General features: G+C 41.3%; 16 protein-coding genes. 6 read left to right on the top strand and 10 right to left on the bottom strand.

Annotation, left to right across the window (positions count from 1 at the left end; translation table 11 throughout):
• Positions 1-186: 186 nt before the first annotated feature.
• Both rlmN and WKK05_RS24095 read left to right on the top strand, forming a co-directional pair.
• Positions 187-1,281 (top strand): 23S rRNA (adenine(2503)-C(2))-methyltransferase RlmN, encoded by a 1,095-nt coding sequence (gene rlmN / locus WKK05_RS24100; protein WP_341525578.1) that lies wholly within the window; start codon positions 187-189, stop codon positions 1,279-1,281.
• A 268-nt stretch (positions 1,282-1,549) separates the two neighbouring features.
• Complete coding sequence (locus WKK05_RS24095) at positions 1,550-2,023, top strand: hypothetical protein (protein ID WP_341525577.1); 474 nt, start codon at positions 1,550-1,552, stop codon at positions 2,021-2,023.
• 366 nt (positions 2,024-2,389) lie between these two features.
• Here the strand turns inward: WKK05_RS24095 and WKK05_RS24090 are convergent, their stop codons facing one another.
• On the bottom strand, positions 2,390-2,569 hold the full coding sequence (locus WKK05_RS24090) for a replication restart DNA helicase PriA (RefSeq protein WP_341525576.1): 180 nt from the start codon (positions 2,567-2,569) through the stop codon (positions 2,390-2,392).
• Positions 2,570-3,212: 643 nt separating this feature from the next.
• On the bottom strand, positions 3,213-5,105 hold the full coding sequence (uvrC, locus tag WKK05_RS24085) for an excinuclease ABC subunit UvrC (protein ID WP_341525575.1): 1,893 nt from the start codon (positions 5,103-5,105) through the stop codon (positions 3,213-3,215).
• A 732-nt stretch (positions 5,106-5,837) separates the two neighbouring features.
• Between uvrC and WKK05_RS24080 the strand changes: the two genes are divergently transcribed.
• On the top strand, positions 5,838-6,017 hold the full coding sequence (locus WKK05_RS24080) for a hypothetical protein (RefSeq protein WP_341525574.1): 180 nt from the start codon (positions 5,838-5,840) through the stop codon (positions 6,015-6,017).
• 37 nt (positions 6,018-6,054) lie between these two features.
• On the opposite strand, the gene WKK05_RS24075 is transcribed toward WKK05_RS24080, so the two are convergent.
• Positions 6,055-6,471 carry a response regulator gene (locus WKK05_RS24075; RefSeq protein WP_341525573.1) on the bottom strand — a complete coding sequence of 139 codons (417 nt, stop codon included), beginning with the start codon at positions 6,469-6,471 and terminating at the stop codon, positions 6,055-6,057.
• A gap of 69 nt (positions 6,472-6,540) precedes the next feature.
• Between WKK05_RS24075 and WKK05_RS24070 the strand changes: the two genes are divergently transcribed.
• On the top strand, positions 6,541-6,867 hold the full coding sequence (locus tag WKK05_RS24070; protein ID WP_341525572.1) for a hypothetical protein: 327 nt from the start codon (positions 6,541-6,543) through the stop codon (positions 6,865-6,867).
• A gap of 178 nt (positions 6,868-7,045) precedes the next feature.
• On the opposite strand, the gene WKK05_RS24065 is transcribed toward WKK05_RS24070, so the two are convergent.
• The 6 genes from WKK05_RS24065 to WKK05_RS24040 form a co-directional block, all read right to left on the bottom strand.
• Positions 7,046-7,903 (bottom strand): NF038130 family PEP-CTERM protein, encoded by an 858-nt coding sequence (locus tag WKK05_RS24065; RefSeq protein WP_341525571.1) that lies wholly within the window; start codon positions 7,901-7,903, stop codon positions 7,046-7,048.
• 497 nt (positions 7,904-8,400) lie between these two features.
• Entirely contained in the window at positions 8,401-9,618 is a 1,218-nt protein-coding gene (locus WKK05_RS24060) for an LL-diaminopimelate aminotransferase (RefSeq protein ID WP_341531176.1), read from the bottom strand.
• A 162-nt stretch (positions 9,619-9,780) separates the two neighbouring features.
• On the bottom strand, positions 9,781-10,116 hold the full coding sequence (locus WKK05_RS24055) for a thioredoxin family protein (RefSeq protein ID WP_341525570.1): 336 nt from the start codon (positions 10,114-10,116) through the stop codon (positions 9,781-9,783).
• Positions 10,117-10,458: 342 nt separating this feature from the next.
• Positions 10,459-11,232 carry a PspA/IM30 family protein gene (locus tag WKK05_RS24050; RefSeq protein WP_341525569.1) on the bottom strand — a complete coding sequence of 258 codons (774 nt, stop codon included), beginning with the start codon at positions 11,230-11,232 and terminating at the stop codon, positions 10,459-10,461.
• A 164-nt stretch (positions 11,233-11,396) separates the two neighbouring features.
• Positions 11,397-12,149 (bottom strand): PspA/IM30 family protein, encoded by a 753-nt coding sequence (locus tag WKK05_RS24045; RefSeq protein WP_341531175.1) that lies wholly within the window; start codon positions 12,147-12,149, stop codon positions 11,397-11,399.
• Between the two features lie 218 nt (positions 12,150-12,367).
• Positions 12,368-13,792, bottom strand: a complete 1,425-nt coding sequence (locus WKK05_RS24040) for a hypothetical protein (RefSeq protein ID WP_341525568.1) — start codon at positions 13,790-13,792, stop codon at positions 12,368-12,370.
• A 169-nt stretch (positions 13,793-13,961) separates the two neighbouring features.
• On the opposite strand from WKK05_RS24040, the gene WKK05_RS24035 reads away from it, so the two are divergent.
• Both WKK05_RS24035 and WKK05_RS24030 read left to right on the top strand, forming a co-directional pair.
• Complete coding sequence (locus tag WKK05_RS24035) at positions 13,962-14,513, top strand: DciA family protein (RefSeq protein ID WP_341525567.1); 552 nt, start codon at positions 13,962-13,964, stop codon at positions 14,511-14,513.
• A gap of 836 nt (positions 14,514-15,349) precedes the next feature.
• Positions 15,350-15,664 (top strand): hypothetical protein, encoded by a 315-nt coding sequence (locus tag WKK05_RS24030; protein ID WP_341525566.1) that lies wholly within the window; start codon positions 15,350-15,352, stop codon positions 15,662-15,664.
• 127 nt (positions 15,665-15,791) lie between these two features.
• On the opposite strand, the gene menB is transcribed toward WKK05_RS24030, so the two are convergent.
• Complete coding sequence (menB, locus tag WKK05_RS24025; protein WP_341525565.1) at positions 15,792-16,625, bottom strand: 1,4-dihydroxy-2-naphthoyl-CoA synthase; 834 nt, start codon at positions 16,623-16,625, stop codon at positions 15,792-15,794.
• Positions 16,626-16,874: the final 249 nt, after the last annotated feature.

The raw sequence follows: 16,874 nt of genomic DNA, 5'->3' as shown, positions 1-16,874 counted from the left end.
CCTAGATTCTTCTTAAATTGACTTGTGGTAGATAAAAATTGCCAAAAATACTTAGCTGATGCTTATTACATTTGGCAAGAGAACAGATTTCTGGATTGACATTCCCATTAGTTAGACCTACAGAGTTAAGACCAAATTGATTTAGCAGGTGTACGATAGAGATCCAGCATCATTTTATGATTCGTTATGTCTGCTACACCTCTTGCATCTCAGGTTGACTCACTCAACGCCAAAAAATCAGAATTAACTCCCTCTTTACTAGGCGCTTCGGTTGCCGAGTTAACTACTTGGGTACAGCAGTATGGACAGCCTGCTTATAGAGGAAAGCAGCTGCATGATTGGATCTATGACAAAGGGGTGCGATCGCTATCTGATATTTCTGTCTTTCCCAAGAGTTGGCGTGCAGAAGTTGCAGAAATTCCGGTAGGGCGCTCAACTTTACACTACCGTTCTGTTGCCCGCGATCACACTGTCAAATATCTACTGCAACTTGCAGACGGGCAAATTATAGAAACTGTTGGTATCCCCAGTTTTGGAGTCAAGGGAGAAAGTTCTAAATCCCGTTTGACAGTTTGCGTCTCTACTCAGGTAGGTTGCCCAATGGCGTGTGATTTCTGCGCTACTGGTAAAGGAGGCTACAAGCGTAACTTAGCACGACATGAAATTGTCGATCAGGTGTTGACTGTCCAAGAAGATTTTCAGCAACGAGTTAGCAATGTCGTGTTTATGGGACTAGGTGAACCGTTGTTGAATACTGAAAATGTACTAGCAGCCTTGAAATCCTTAAATCAAGATGTTGGTATTGGACAACGATCGCTCACTGTCTCAACTGTTGGCATTCGCGATCGCATCCGTGAATTAGCGCAACACCATCTGCAAATCACTCTTGCTGTTAGTCTCCATGCCCCCAATCAAGCACTAAGAGAACAACTCATCCCCAGCGCCCGCGCTTACCCAATAGAAGATTTACTAGCTGAATGCCGGGAATATGTAGAAATTACTGGACGTCGCGTTACTTTTGAATACGTTCTGCTTGCTGGTGTGAACGATTTCCCAGAACACGCATTAGAATTGGCAAAACGCCTCCGAGGGTTTCAAACTCATGTGAATTTGATTCCTTATAACCCAATTCAAGAAGTAGATTACAAACGCCCCAACCGCGATCGTATTGAAGCTTTTGACAAAATTCTTAAGGAACAACAAATTGCTGTTAGCATCCGCTACTCTCGTGGTTTAGAAGCCGATGCTGCTTGTGGACAACTTAGAGCAAGTAATAGTTAAACTTCTTTCACTTAGTTAACTTAATAAACCGCTCCAAAAATCGTTGTTTTACAAGGATATAAGCCAGTATACAGAATATTATGTCTTTAGATTTCTGTCTTTGAAACTTGGGATAAATGACTTTTGTAATAGTTTTAATAAATACTTAATTATAAATAAACCAAAATGTTGTTTATCACTTTCTGGTGATCGCACATTTTATGCTGCGTCTTGTCAAAAAATTATTAAAACCTTTAACTTAACTCAAAACAATTGAGGAAATAACTCTATGTTGAATTACTCCTTGATGGTAAAAGCATCGGCACTATTTATTATTCTTGCACAAGCTTTGCTGATGAATTCTCCTGCCCATGCACAAATAATTCAGACAAATCCCCAGCAGCCACAATCACTTGAAGAAAGAATGAGACTACAACAACAACAGCAAAATCTGCAAAGACAACAGCAACTTCAGGAATCGTGGCTGCGGTTAAACTTTCAACAACCACGACTACAAGTACAAATGAGGCAACAACAGCAACAATTTAATCGACAACAACAAGAACTCATACGCCAGCAACAATTTAATCTACAACAGCAACAAACAAGACTACAACAGGAACAATTTAGACAACAGCAACAACTGAGAATACAACAGCAACAACTCAGACAGCAGCAATTTAATCAGCAACAGCAACAACTCAGACAACAGCAGCAATTTAATCAGCAACAGCAACAATTGAGAAGACAAAATAACTTGTAGAGTGTTCATAATTCCCTATGAGGAGCGATACTACTACAGGTTTTGATTCTCTACTTTTCGCTTATGTATACCAATTTGTAATTAGTAAACCCAGATTAAATCTGGGTTTCAGAGTTTAAATCTTTTGCCGGATTTTAAAGAATTTGTATTAGATTAGTATGGCAGTACGTTGTACTATCTTTCCTCATCCAAATGAGAATCGCTGTATTATAGCGCTCCTAAATTATTTCTAAAGACAAGATTCCCAACTTCTCTAAGAGGTTGGGAATCTTAACTTTTCAATTTTTACAAATCAAATAGGATTACTATACAGATTTTTAAATCACTCTATTAAACATTAGAGAAAGATTACCCAATTTTTAATTGCTAGCTGTGTGCATAAATACCGGGTGCATAAGCCTCAATGACCCTACCTGTGAGAGTGCAACTGATCATTAAGTAATCACAACTTGGGCATTGAGTCCGAGTTAATTGTCTATCAGAAATATAATAACGTTCAGCTTGGCAGCCGCAATTTGGGCAGTAAATTTTTTGTACTGTCTGCATTTTATAACCCCTGGTAGTAACTATTTTTTATTTGAAAAACCCAACTCAAACCAGAAAAAATTCTGGGTCGACTCAACTTAACAAACAGCTTTGATATTAGCTGATTATCTTAAACAAAATTTTAGCTTTCAAATTTTCTCGAATTCTTTACATATTATCCTGATAGTTATGTTAGTTTACCATCCTACTTGAGATATAAAAATTGATTTTTTAAACTAATGCTGCTTAGAGACTAAGTGATCCCCACTATTAATCCCTTGAGATAGCTTTATTTAGGCTCTTTTCAATTAAAAAAGGCGTTTTTATATTGAAAAGTTAAACCTTGGCAAAAACTGTATCTTTAGTAACCAAATTTTGCTCTTAATATTTAATTCATATTTACCCACGGTTTATATCAAAGCGACTCTCAAGTTCATGAAAGACACCCAAATTCCAGTAGTCATAAGCCAATATGCTTCAATTAAAACTTACTCCTCAATCATTAGCGAATAGTAAGAACCCCTACTTATTTAATAAGTTAGGGTTCTGAGACCTGTTGTAGTTATCCTGACTCTTCAAACTTTTCATGTCTAGCGCTCAGCTGCTTCACTTGGTGGCGCTTGTTGGAAGAGTTCTTGTAGAGTGGTTGTTCTCCAAAGCAAACTCAAGCGGGATGAAAATAATCGTAAATTTCTTGAGCTAAACGTGGCCCAATTCCCGAAACTTCAGCTAGTTGTGCAGGTGTTGCTTGCCGAATGTAGTCAACTGAGCGAAAATGCCCCAAGAGCTGCTTTTGTCGATGGTGTCCTAATCCAGGAATTTCATCTAAACGCGATCGCTTCAACTTGTCACTGCGTTGCTGGCGATGGAAACTCACCGCAAACCTATGTGCTTCATCTCGCAACCGTCTCAACAATTGCACCCCTGGTTGTTCTGCATCAGTTGTTAGAGGTTTAGACTCTCCCGGTAAAAAAATCTCTTCTCGCTGCTTTGCCAAACTCACAACTCGCAAGTCTTCTAATAAGTTCATCTCCTGCAAAACAGCCACAACTGATGATAACTGACCTTTACCACCATCAATCATGATTAAGTCAGGCCAGTCAGGATTATCTAAGCGTTGCATTTGCAAATCTGTTCCCGCCTCACTAGCGCCATACTTGCGAAACCGACGTTGAATGACTTCAGCAAGACTGGCAAAATCATCTGAGTGTCCTGCTGTCACAGTCGGATTTTTAATTTTATAGTGGCGATAGTATTGTTTAGCGGGTAAGCCATCAACAAACACGACTTGAGAAGCTACAGCATTTGAGCCTTGAATATGGGAAATATCGTAACCTTCGATGCGGTGAGGTAAGTCGGGTAAATCGAGAATAGTAGCTAAATCTTGCATTGCTTGTTGGTTGCGATCGCCCAATTTTTGCATTCTTTGCAATTCATACTGAGCATTTCGCTCTACCATCTCAATTAATTCTGCCTTGGTTTGTCGCTGAGGAGCCAAAATTGTGACTTTTCTTCCCTTACGCCCAGTCAAGACATCCGCCAATATTTCCGTATCTGGTAACTCATGTTGTACCAAAATCTCTGCTGGTATTTCTACTGAGTCAGCAGTTTGATAATGTTCTTCTAAAGCTCGTTGTAAAATCGCTCCTGGTTCTGCGTGAGTGTCCGCGACAAATGCCAAGCGTCCTACTAATTGCCCAGCCCGAATCTGGAATAATTGAATGCAAGCGTGTTGTTCATCAGCTGCCAGGGCGATCGCATCCCGCGACACTGTATCATCTGGTAAGGAAACTTTTTGCTCAGCATTCAGCGATTTTAACCCAGCAATTTGGTCACGAATCCGCGCTGCTGACTCAAAGTTCAGCGCCTCTGCGGATTTTTGCATTTGTTCTGTCAAAATATCAATCAGTTCCTGAGTCCGACCTTGGAATACCATCGCCACCTTCTGCACAGTTTTGCGATATTCTTCCGGTGAAATCAGCTGTTGACATACACCAGGACAACGCCCCAAATCATAATTCAAGCAGGGACGGTCTTTGAATAGCGGTTGAGGTCGTTGTCGCAGCGCAAATATCCGCTTACTAATTCGTAAAATTTCTCGTAACAGGCCAGCATCAGTATAAGGGCCGTAAAATTTATCCTTTTCTTTCCCTAATTGGCGTTTGCGGGTGATGAAAATCCGAGGATAGTCTTCTGACCAGGTAATGCAGACATAGGGATATTTTTTATCATCCTTGAGCAGTACGTTAAAGTAGGGCTGGTGTTGCTTAATTAAGTTTGCTTCTAGTGCTAAGGCTTCTGCTTCTGTATCGGTGACGATGAATTCAATTTCTGTCACCTGCTTTGCCATTGTCGCTATGCGTTCACTTTTGTTGTAGCCATCCCGGAAATAGGAACGAACACGCGATCGCAATTTGCGTGACTTACCGATATAGATAATGCGATCGTTCGTGTCCCGCATAAAATAGACCCCCGGTTCCGGCGGAATTTCAGCTAGACGGCTTTCCAGTCTTTCTGGATCTTTAAGCAGTGGAAGTGTTTCAGAGGATATTGTCACAACCAGACTTAGGTAATCTTTCTCTATTTTAAGAAAAATTATTTTTTTATGCCGATTTCGCAAAGCATTGATCAAGTAAATATTAAGAACAGACGGTGTTGCACATCAATTTTCTACTTAATCCTCTGGTATTATAAAATGTGCTTAGTTCGAATTAGCACATTTATACATTTTTGATATCACTAATTTACACTTCCGTCTTTTTAAGTTCTTTAAACTCTCACTTAATAAAAGCAAATCACTAGCTTTGAAATCAGATATAAGCTTAATATTTTATCTCACTGTTTACATGAGAATTTCATAATAGTTATTTAACTACAAAAACTTATTTTTTATTTAAAAATTATTGAAACAAACTAAGTATCTTAATACAATTTTTGCTTTAATATTTAGCTAAAGTCATAGTTAATATATTTATTATGAAATATTTTTTTATTCGTTTTGTAACAAAGGCTAGATGGTATTTTTAATCAGGTTTTTAATGTTAAGCAAATTAACGGATTGAGAAAAATAAATTTATAATTATGATAGGAATTGTAACTTTTAGACTTATTTAACGTGAGTTCGATAGCTCATGTAGTAAGCGCCTAATTAGCTTAATAAAGAAACTTCTCCCTGGTTTTACTATTCAAAACCGTCCCTCTCCGAGTCGGAGAGGGACAGACTTGAACTTTAGTTCAAGGCAGGGAGAGGTTTGTCGAACTCACGTTTATTTAATATCACAATCTAGCAATGAATTTACAAGAATTTGAATCCCAGTACAGAGAAACTATGGATCAAACACTTAACGAACTGCAAGCAGCAGCTTTGTTATTAGCACAAGTACAAATGAAAATTTCAGAAGTTGGGAATTATGTGCAATATATTAGTGAGACTGTAGAGGAGTTTATTGTAGAGGAAAAAGCACAATAAACAATATGCTAACAAAGGAACTGATAATTTATATGATCTAGCGATAAGTAAACTCTTGTTCAATTCGAATAATTAGTTTCTGGAGATTTATAGGTTTAACAAAATAGTGACGTGCACCCAAACCCATAGCTCTTTCTTGATCTGCTTTAAAAGCAAAGCCTGAAACTACAATGATTGGTATCTTAGAAATATCTGGTCTTTGCTGAATTTGTTCTAATAGTGAATAACCGTCAATATCTGGTAATTTTAAGTCTAATAACATTAACTCCGGCTGAAATGTCTCTACAGTTGCAAAAAAACTAGAACCTTTTGACAAGCTTTGTACATCGTATCCGTAGTAACTGAGATAATCGCTCAACAACATCCTATTGACATCATTATCTTCAATGAGTAAAACTCGTCTCACTTCATGTTGTTGTAAGTGTTGATTGATAGTAAATAAATTTGCTGTCATTGCTACCTATCATCTAAGTCAAGATTAAACATTCAGGATACTAAATAGAAAATTACAGCGAATCTCAAGTTGGTGAAGTACACAGATGAAGTCTCAAACCCTGGCATAAAGCCTGTTTTACTTCAGAATTCTGCTATAAATGTTTGTGCAAATAAACCGGAAAAAGAAGAAAGCAGGGTAGCAACTGGCGTTAAGTGGGGTGGTTCCACGCCACTTCCTTTCTCCTATCGGAGACCAAGGCTAACAATTTGGGTATTGTCACAAAGGCGGAGTAGCTCCCCATGTGAAACTGCTGTGCATGGTTTCCCGGCTGAAGAAGCCACTGTGTTGCTTTGGTTATCAGAATTCAAGCAAGCGGTGTATGAATGGCATTTAAGCAACCTAACCCAACTCTAAAAAACTTTGCTTTTGTTGGGTTTAACTCGGTTCAACTACAATTATTTTTCTATATGTATTAAGATTTCCGTGAATTGGTATAACCTAAAAGACAAGTAATTTTATAGTAGCAAGAATGTATTTATGAAAAAAGGGAGCTATTAACTCCCTTTGTTATTGTGGCATTGAATCCGCAGTCTTAAGTAGATGCTTTTTTTAATTTCCGTTGCGTAACAAAGACACCAGCCACACCTATCAAACCAAGTACGACTGAAGGTTCTGGTACTGCTGTGGGAAGTACACCTTTGATGCTGACTTCATAGTTACCGCTATGCGATATACCATCGCTAAGTTCAGTTAAACCTGACTTGGTAGCTTTAAAGCTGAATAGGTAGTCAGTTACGCCGTTATAGGTGTATTTGACAATTTCACTTGCTTGTAATGGATTTAGTGGATTAGGCTGAAGCCCTAACAATGATGCTGCATTGTAGTGACCTGCTAACCCAATACTGATTAAACCAGTACTATCATTTTGGTTTACGTATGAAACATTAGGGTCACTGAAGCGTTGAAAGCCGCCTTGGTTGACAAAGCTAGCAAATAAACCTTGACCTATGCTTGTTCCAACAGAACTACCGAAACCGTTGAAAGTTAAAGCCTGATTAAACCAATACTGACCAAAAGTTGTTCCTTGGTAAGAACTAGTCCAGTCGGACGCGGTTAAGCTGCTAAGAGTAATATCTTTGCCACCAATTTGCCCTTGTAAAGTGGTGTTCTTGCTGAAATTAAAGCCTGCTTTTTCACTACTAGCAGCTAATTCTACATTTCCAGTAGGGTTGACAGCGCTGCCATCTAGGACTTTTTGGACATTTATCTGGGAATTGGGTACGGCAAAAGTATTTGTACCGTTAGAATCATAGACTAAATAATCACTGGCTGCGGTTCCACCAATAGTAGCGCCTGTGAGCGTGCCAGCTTGTGCTGGTATAGTGGCGATCGCGCTCACACCAATAGCCATTGAGGCACCAATTACAAGTTTCTGAAAAGTTATTTTCATTTTTTTCAAGTCTCTATCAGTTTGGGAGCTAGGTTTATAAATACTGCCGCTTCTAAGGTTTGGCTGCCTTGACTACGGGCTTTTTGCAATACGACTGCTTGAAGGTGCAGCCTGCATTGTTAGCCATGTTTGGTAGCTAAGCGTACAAACCCAGTTTAGGAGACAGAGAGACTTGATTGGGTAAAGTTACTTGAGATTGTCAATGAAAATATGACGAATATTTTTGCATTTTTAAGCGTGTAATTACATAGTCAAGTAAATAAGGTAGTTGCCAAAACACATTAACTCTGACACGTATAATTACGTAACAAGCAAGTTTTGTAAAAGCTGTAGTGAATTGAGGGTTGAAATCGAACTGCTGTGGTGACGCAGAGGTTAGGTTGATAGCAAGATAAGGCAGAAACAACGGTTAATGCTAATGCTGTCTATTCTGGACTTCCGAGCATTAATGCACTGATTGTCGTAAAAAATTTTTGGCTTTTACTTTAGGAAGATATTCAATTTAGAAACTGGGCAATTCTCTCTACAGCAGTTTCTAACAAAGGTGGTTCATGCACCAAAGCAAAACGGACGTATCCTTCTCCAGATTTCCCAAAGCCAGCACCTGGGGAAGCAGCTACACCAGTCTGTTTCACTAGTTGGGTACAAAATTCTACAGATTTTTGACTCCAAGGAGAAGGCAGCTTTGCCCAGATGTACATTGTGGCCTTGGGGGTTGAAACATCCCAACCAATGCGATGCAAAGCAGTAGTGAAGGTATCGCGGCGTTGGCGGAAGGTAGCGACAGCAGATTGTACCCCAGCTTGAGGCCCAGTCAAGGCCGCGATCGCACCATTCAAAATTCCCCGATACTGATTAAAATCTACAGCTGCTTTTACCTGACGCAAGGCGTTAATTAACTGGGCATTACCGATGGCGTAGCCGATGCGGAAACCGCCCATATTATAAGACTTAGAAAGGGTGAAAAATTCAATTGAGACGCTTTTATCTGGGTCAGCTTGCAGAACTGAAGGGACTAGGGACTGGGTATTGGGTACTGGGTACTGAGAAGAATTTATTGCCCAGTCCCCACTCTCCTCAAATACTAAATCTACGTAGGGGAAATCGTGAACCAAGACGAGATTGTGTTGCTGACAGAAGCACACAGCTTCTTGGAAAAAAGATAAAGGAGCGATCGCTGCTGTGGGATTGTGAGGATAGCTTAATACCATCATCCGCGACTGAGCTAGGACGGGGGCAGGAATATCGGCAAAGACAGGTAAAAAGCCGTTTTCTGCTCGTAGTGGCATTGGGTAAATTTGACCACTGGCTAAGTATACTCCTCCAGCATGGGAGGGGTAGCCTGGATCAAGTAACAGGGCAAAATCTCCAGGATTGAGCAATGCTAGCGGTAAATGAGCTGTGCCTTCTTGAGAACCAATTAAAGGCAGCACCTCAGTTTGAGGATCGACTTTGATACCAAATTTTTGTTTGTACCAGTCGGCTGCGGCTTGACGAAATCCTTGGGTTCCGTGAAACAGCAAGTAACCGTGGGTACTGTGATCATGAAGAGACTGAGCGATCGCCTCAATGACGTGTGGCTCGGCTGGTAAATCAGAAGACCCCAGCGACAGATCAATTAACTGCCGTCCATTTGCCAGAGCCACTGCTTTGGCTCTGTCCATATCAGCAAATACATTCGATTGCAGGGATTCTAAACGCTTTGCAAATTGCATTTTAGTCAAGGGTCAAGGGTCAGTCAGTAGAGACGCGATTATACTCTTACGAGAAGCCGCACTCCCTGCGTCTACGCGTCTGTACAAGAGTCAAGAGTCAAGAGTCAATATAATATTTAAACTTTGGCTATTGACTTAGGACTTGTGACTCTGGATTTTTGATTAATTACTATCTAAGTGTTCATCTAAAAGGCTGAGTAATTTTTCTTTACTAATGACTCCTTCAGTAGATATCAAAAGTTTCTCGCCTTGAATTAGCCTCAGAGCTGGTACGCCTTCTACTTGGTACTGTTTAACAGTAAGTGGGTTAGGGTCGATTTCCATTTTAACCACTTTGAGGCGATCGCTATATTTCGCAACAGCTGAATTAATCACTGGCGGCATCAATTGACAAGGCCCGCACCAAGAAGCCCAAAAGTAAACTAATACAGGCTGCTCGGCTTTCAACACTTCGGTTTCAAACTCAGCATCAGTTATGGTGATTACAGCCTTACTCATTGCAGTCTCCCTTTGGTGGTGTCGATCAAAGTTGGCACACAAAATACTCTATCCCAAAGTAGTCAAGAGTCCAAAGTCCAAAGTCTAAATATTGACTCTTGAACGCCACTCCACATTGAAAAACCCCTTCTCGTAGAGAAGGCGCTAGCCTCTCCCTTTGGGAGAAGACCCTTCGGGTGACGCTCCTGCGTCGCTAACGCTGCGCTAACACCAGTCACCTGCGGAGGGAAACCCTCCCGCAGCACTGGTTCACCGCAGTGGCTCCTTTTGACTCTTGGCCTTTGATGTGAAATCCCACAACCAAAAGGCGTGGGACTAACTCAAATAAGTTTTCTGCCAAAATTACATTTGATCCAATTGCTTGCGTAGTGAATCCAATTCGGCATCAACCACTTCATTTGATTTAGCAGGGGTGGTTTGTTGCTGCGGGGGCAGTTGGGGTTGATTTGGGGGACTTGCAGGGGCGAGAGATGCTTTTAAAGCAGCCAATTCATCATCAACATCACTACTAGATTCCAACCGTGCAAATTGACTTTCTAAATCTGCACCTGCTAACTCTCCTGCTGACTGGGCGCGGGCTTCTTGCATCAAGACTTTTTCTTCCATTCGCTCAAAGGCAGCCATAGCACTACTAGTATTCATCCCACTCACCATGCCTTGGAGTTGCTCTTGGGCTTTAGCAGTGGTGATCCGAGCTTTGAGCATTTCTTTCTTGGTTTTGGCTTCAGAAATCTTGCTTTCCAGCTGGATTAAGCTGCGCTTGAGGGTTTCAACTTGAGTGCTTTGCTGATCTAGGCTAGCTTTGAGTGCAGTACTGGTTTCAGTGTAAGTCTTTTTGCGCTCTAGAGCTTGTCGTGCTAGGTTTTCATCACCTTTTTGCAGTGCCAGTTGAGCATTGCGTTGCCACTTATTGATTTCATTTTGGGCATCATTGTACTGTTTCTCGCTGCGTTTTTGGGCTGCGATCGCCTGGGCAACTCCCTGACGCAGCTGTACCAAGTCTTCCTGCATTTCCAGGATGGCTTGTTCTAGCATTTTTTCGGGATCTTCTGCCTTATTAACCAGGTCGTTGAGATTAGCACTAACTACTCGCCTAATGCGATCAAATAATCCCATAACTTTGTTTTTCCTTCTGTGGTTTACGCGCTTTGTTAGACAGTTAGCTTTTTTTACTTAATTAATAGCTACTTATTTCAATGTAATCTTTTCGGTTTAGATCGGAACCTCCCAACGACTCTTATTTCTAAAGATATGTCCAAACTGCGGTAAGTAACAGAACATCAAGATTCTTGAGTTTTAGGTAATTGCTGTTGACTCGGCAGCACCGGACTCTGGTTGCCCTCAGTCAGGCGGCTGTCATGCTGTTTTTCTGCCTCATTTAAAACCTCCACCTTCATTGCTGCCAATTCGGCATCAACATTATTAGTAGATTCTAGGGAGGCAAATTGTGTTTCCAACTTGTCGCTATCAAGTTGAGCAATCGCTTCTGATTTAGCTTCTATCTGTGAAACTTTTTCTTCCATCCGCTCAAAGGCACTTAGACTGCTGCTGGCAGAAACTCCACCAAGCATTTCCTGGAGGCGATAAGAAGCTTCAGCAGAACGGGCGCGGGCAATGTACATATCTTTTTTGGTTTTCGCTTCCGCAATTTTTAACTCTAGCGTCCGCATATCCTTTTTTAGCCTAGCTACTATCTCGTTTTGCTGCTCTATCTGAGTAGATAGGGCTGTAGTAGTTTCTTTGTAAGCTTGGCGCTTAGTCAAAGCTTCTCTTGCTAAAACTTCGTTCTCTTGTTGCAGTGCTAGTTGGGCGCGGCGATACCATTCTTCTGATTGAGACTGAGCAGCCGCAGCTTGTCGTTCAGTACGTTTTTGGGTAGCGATCGCTTGTGCTACCCCTTGCCGCAGTTGCACCAAATTCTGCTGCATCTCCATCACTGTTTGTTCCAGAATCTTTTCTGGATCTTCTGCACTGCTCATCAAACTGTTGAGATTAGCGCGAATCACCCGCATGATACGCTTCATCGATTCCATGTCGGTTCTCCATTCACGAAACTCAGTGCTGAGTAGTGCTGAGTCACCAAAGTTGAGAGCGCAGTAAGCCCCCACTCCAACTTCTTGCTAAGTTTTGATTGCTGAATGCTAAGTTATGAGTACTCAGTGCTGAATGCAGCCATGAGCCTTGACTTGACTCAGCACTCATGGCTCACAACTCAGGACTGTTATCTCATGGTATCGTAGATTTTTACAACTTATGGCTCCTCAACCCTTGCTTTAATTCCCTTTGACTCTAGCAGTCGCAACTGTCTTTCTAATTGTTCTGGAGTTTTTACAGCACCTAGATAAATATATTTTTTGTCAGGTGATAAATAGGCATCGGGAATTATTTTTCGTGCTGAAGCTAAAGCGCGCTTGCCTTGATTGTCTGTAACTACATGATAAAACCCATCTGCTCCTGGTTTGATTTCTGCAATCGGCTGTGCTGGGGTTTCATTTGGCTGAGGCGAAGTTGTTGCCGTTGAGGTTGGAGGCAAATTTAAGGGAGGCAAGGGTTGTCCTGGTACTACTGGTGTAATAGCTGTAGGATCTGTCGGGTTTGGAGCTGTAATCGGGTTGGGCAATACTGCTTGAGGATTTCTGAGATTTTGGTTAGGGATTGGATTAGCTGCTGTTATGGGAGTTGGTTGGGCTTTGGGCTTTAAGCCAACTACATCATTAGGATCTCTTACTTCAGGAAATTCTTTAGCGGCTAGATTGGGATACTTGGGTATAGACGTGATCTGTGGCTGGGATTGAGGTTCGGTATTAGTTTCAACTTGCTGAGTATTTTCTGTTTTAAGAGACGAATCGCTGTTAAATAACTTGCTAAGATTCAACTGTGGCAAAGTTTTAGGATTAAACACCACGTAGCCCAAGGTCAGACTCGCTAATAACAGTAGCAACATAGAGCCGATACCCAAAGGTGATAGTAGACTATCGCCAGAATTGCTTGGCTTCTTCGTTTCTAGTTGTTCTTCTGTCAGACTTCGCAGTAGTGCTTCACTAGATTCTAAATAGTCATCTGGCTGCTTGGGGGCGCTATCCGGCTGTAAGAGATTTTGGCTCTTTGTAGCCTTAATGGCTGCTGGGACGATACTGCCTGAGTTGGGAGAGGGCGGGGGTGGTGGAATCTGTGTTTTCACAGGCTCGGTAATGGAGGACAGTTTGAGTTTATCCAGTTCCTCAGTCTTGGTTATCGCTAGTGCTGGGTTTGGCTGAGAATTCACGGTTAGAGATACAGATGACGCGCTTTTGGCTGTAGTTGGATCTGGGCTTGCCTGAGAATTCACGGTTAAATATGCTGATGATGTGTCATTTTTAACTGTAGCTGGTATTGAATTTCGTTGAGAATTTACAGGTATAGATGCAAGTGGTGGATTGGTTTTGATTACCGCTACTGCTGGCTGAGTTTTGGCCGATGTCGTAGAAATGAGGGGTAATTGCTGAGATTTACCGCTGATGTAACTTCCCACAGGGGGTTGCTTCGGTATCCTGAAACCAGTTCGCGCGCGTCGGTATCGAGCTAATTCTTGATCTAGCTGCACCTCTAAGCTCGCTAGTGCTGACGCTAGTGCTGGCTTCAGCCCAGGTGTTTTAGGCGATTGAGTACTGGAATCGTTCAGGGGGTTTTGAGTCATTGCCTCTGTGCCGCAAACGTAGACTGCTGGATTAACTTTAGATACTTTTGTGCCAATACTAGCGAAAATTATCTAATAGATAGAGACTCATGAACTATCATTTACAACAAAGTAAATGATAGCCTCGAAGCTGAAGCTCAGCAAAAAGTCAGTACTCAGCACCTTAAAGATGTCGTTAAAATCAGTTAATGGTATTTTAAGCATTTTACAAAAGCAGGCTAAATGGCAGGAGCAACCATTTCAACGCCTGCTCAAATGTTGGGCTGAAGTGGTTGATCCAGTGGTTGCCTCACATACTCGACCATTATCAATTCAACGCGATGTTTTGTGGGTAGCAACTTCTAGTGCTGCTTGGGCGCAAAACCTGACTTTTGGGCGCTCGTCGTTGCTTTTAAAGCTAAATCAAAAGCTGCCAACACCTTTAGTTGATATTCGTTTTTCTACTGCTGGTTGGCAGGATTCATCTAGGGAGAGAAAACAGCAACAAACAGTTTTGCCGCAAGAGCATCCGAGTTACCTTGGTGATGAGATTAGTCACCGCCCTGATGCTACACCCACTATTCAGGATGCGAATGCTGCGTTTGGACATTGGGCAAGGACAATGCAAGCGCGATCGCATGGTTTACCACTTTGTCCTCAGTGCCAAAGCCCTACTCCACCTGGGGAACTTGATCGCTGGGATGTCTGTGCTTTTTGTACTGCTAAACGATTATCAAAATAATTGTTAGATTTTTGCCTTCATAAATTACATCTTTACGGAGGATTTGGAACAATAGGCTGAATTGAACGGTCAAATCCTCATGCCGTTGTGAAATATGCTCAATAGAATTGAAATTTTTGCAATAAAAGTAAAGATATTTTTGTCTAATTCACAATCTAGCCTAATTTTGACAATCTTTTGATGTTCGTGGTTTTGCAAACATTAACAAATATGGAAGTCATAGCTTTTGAGTGGAGAGCGCAAAGAGGTGGTAGAGAACTAACTCTTCGTTTTTGCTAGATATAATTAATTCAGCAGAAGGTACTAATGCTTATTCCTAGAGAGTTAGCTTGCTTTCACTCCAAGGATCTCAACAAACAAGACAGTACTTTATATAAATTCTGTCCAAATTAACGGAAAAAACAGTTTAGCAATTATTCCTTGAACAGAATTTATACTGAAGTAACTTGCCGCAGTGGTAGAAAAGAGTTCTAATTCTTGAGACACATCCTAATTTTTTGTTAAAATGCTCAACTAATGCTAGGTAAAGCAGACAAATTACGCTCTAAGTCCTGCCCTAAGCTACCCTTAAGGAAGAAGCTAAACGGTTGCCAGAATAGAAACTTTTACTTTTAACATTGATCCCTAATAAGTTTTAGCCAAGATTCGTACTGTTACACTCTAGAGAATATTTAAAAATATAACAACAATATAAAAATATTCTAAAATTTATTTTTTCGTCGGGATCGCTAGAACCTATGTCAAATAACAGCTTTTTGCCTCTAATCAGTCTTTATATATAGAAGGAAAATATAAGGGTGAAAATCAGCCAAAAACGGCACTAAAGATGAACCCAAATGAAACCCATTAAATTTTTAGCATCTGCCTGTCGATATTGCCGTCATTACCAGCCAGAGGGTCGCCGTGGTGGAACTTGTCAGCAGTTGGGAGCGCCAGTGCAAGCAACTTGGAAAGCTTGCTCTTTAGCGCTCCCACCTTTTGCGCCTTCTTGGGAGACTTTGGAAGATTCTTGGACTTTGCCAGATGCAACACCAGTTTTAGCTTCTTCTCATTCTCTAAGTTCAGATTTAGACAATACTGCTATTACTCCTGTAGAGGAAACAACCATCTGCGCCTCTGAAGAGATAAAAACTAAGGCAGTGCTTATTTAATGATCCATTATTACTGGAAGAGTTTTATAGTCTGCTAAAAATAATATTTGCTTTTAAGATTTCTCGTGCTGTAAACGTTTCATCTTCAAAAATCGCACCCCGTTAAAAGGGTGCGATTTTTGCAATTCTAAGGTAACCAAGGGAAGGCGCGAAAATTCGGTGGACGCTTCTCAAGAAATGCTTGTTTTCCTTCAGATCCTTCCTCTGTCATGTAATAGAGTAGGGTGGCATTTCCAGCTAGTTCTTGTAAACCGGCTTGTCCGTCACAATCAGCATTGAATGCGGCTTTGAGACACCGAATCGCAATCGGACTTTTGTCTAAAATCTCTTGCGCCCATTGAATACCTTCAACTTCTAGTTTATCTACTGGAACAACACAATTAACTAAACCCATATCCAAGGCTTGTTGTGCATCATATTGACGGCAGAGAAACCAAATTTCTCGCGCCTTTTTTTGTCCGACAACGCGAGCAAGATAACTCGCGCCAAAACCGCCGTCGAAACTGCCAACTTTCGGCCCAGTCTGTCCGAAAATGGCATTATCAGCAGCGATTGTTAGGTCACAAATCAAATGCAGAACATGACCACCACCAATAGCATATCCAGCTACTAAAGCAATTACCACTTTCGGCATGGAACGAATCAGCCGCTGTAAGTCCAGCACATTTAAGCGGGGGATACCAGCATCGTCCACATAACCAGCTTGTCCCCGCACACTTTGATCGCCACCAGCACAAAAGGCATATTTGCCATCAGTATGCGGGCCAGCACCCGTAAATAGTACGACGCCAATACTAGTATCTTCACGGGCGTCACAAAAAGCATCACATAGTTCAAATACTGTCTGGGGACGGAAAGCATTGCGCTTATGGGGGCGGTTGATTGTAATTTTAGCAATGCCGTCAGTTTTGTGATACAGGATGTCTTCGTAGGTTTTGGCGGTTTGCCAGTTGATTTGCATTGCTCAGGTACAGGATTTGAGAACCTGAGAATTTTATCGTAAGTTCTTTGTCAGTTGTCAGTTTTTTCACTTTTCGATTGACTACGGAGTACGCAGTATCATAAATTACGCTGTTTTTAGCGATCGCCCTTTTGGGAAAACCTTTCGATTCACCCAACTGTAGAGTTAATGAATAGTTTTAATCTCTAGTGAGCTTAAATCATTCGTGAAAAGTTAGATCCCCGACTTCTTTGAGAAGTCGGGGATCTA

Origin of the sequence: Nostoc sp. UHCC 0302, assembly GCF_038096175.1 — a bacterium.
Lineage (GTDB): Bacteria > Cyanobacteriota > Cyanobacteriia > Cyanobacteriales > Nostocaceae > UHCC-0302.
Note: the sequence above shows the minus strand (reverse complement) of the source record. Positions and strands in the feature narration are given on the sequence as shown.

Excerpts from the sequence above, each read along its gene's own strand:
- WKK05_RS24065 (WP_341525571.1), bottom strand. The coding sequence starts at position 7,903 with ATGAAAATAACTTTTCAGAAACTTGTAATTGGTGCCTCAATGGCTATT.
- WKK05_RS24090 (WP_341525576.1), bottom strand. The coding sequence starts at position 2,569 with ATGCAGACAGTACAAAAAATTTACTGCCCAAATTGCGGCTGCCAAGCT.
- WKK05_RS24045 (WP_341531175.1), bottom strand. The coding sequence starts at position 12,149 with ATGGAATCGATGAAGCGTATCATGCGGGTGATTCGCGCTAATCTCAAC.
- WKK05_RS24040 (WP_341525568.1), bottom strand. The coding sequence starts at position 13,792 with ATGACTCAAAACCCCCTGAACGATTCCAGTACTCAATCGCCTAAAACA.
- WKK05_RS24075 (WP_341525573.1), bottom strand. The coding sequence starts at position 6,471 with ATGACAGCAAATTTATTTACTATCAATCAACACTTACAACAACATGAA.
- WKK05_RS24035 (WP_341525567.1), top strand. The coding sequence starts at position 13,962 with ATGTCGTTAAAATCAGTTAATGGTATTTTAAGCATTTTACAAAAGCAG.
- WKK05_RS24060 (WP_341531176.1), bottom strand. The coding sequence starts at position 9,618 with ATGCAATTTGCAAAGCGTTTAGAATCCCTGCAATCGAATGTATTTGCT.
- WKK05_RS24095 (WP_341525577.1), top strand. The coding sequence starts at position 1,550 with ATGTTGAATTACTCCTTGATGGTAAAAGCATCGGCACTATTTATTATT.
- WKK05_RS24050 (WP_341525569.1), bottom strand. The coding sequence starts at position 11,232 with ATGGGATTATTTGATCGCATTAGGCGAGTAGTTAGTGCTAATCTCAAC.
- rlmN (WP_341525578.1), top strand. The coding sequence starts at position 187 with ATGTCTGCTACACCTCTTGCATCTCAGGTTGACTCACTCAACGCCAAA.
- menB (WP_341525565.1), bottom strand. The coding sequence starts at position 16,625 with ATGCAAATCAACTGGCAAACCGCCAAAACCTACGAAGACATCCTGTAT.
- WKK05_RS24030 (WP_341525566.1), top strand. The coding sequence starts at position 15,350 with ATGAAACCCATTAAATTTTTAGCATCTGCCTGTCGATATTGCCGTCAT.
- WKK05_RS24055 (WP_341525570.1), bottom strand. The coding sequence starts at position 10,116 with ATGAGTAAGGCTGTAATCACCATAACTGATGCTGAGTTTGAAACCGAA.
- WKK05_RS24080 (WP_341525574.1), top strand. The coding sequence starts at position 5,838 with ATGAATTTACAAGAATTTGAATCCCAGTACAGAGAAACTATGGATCAA.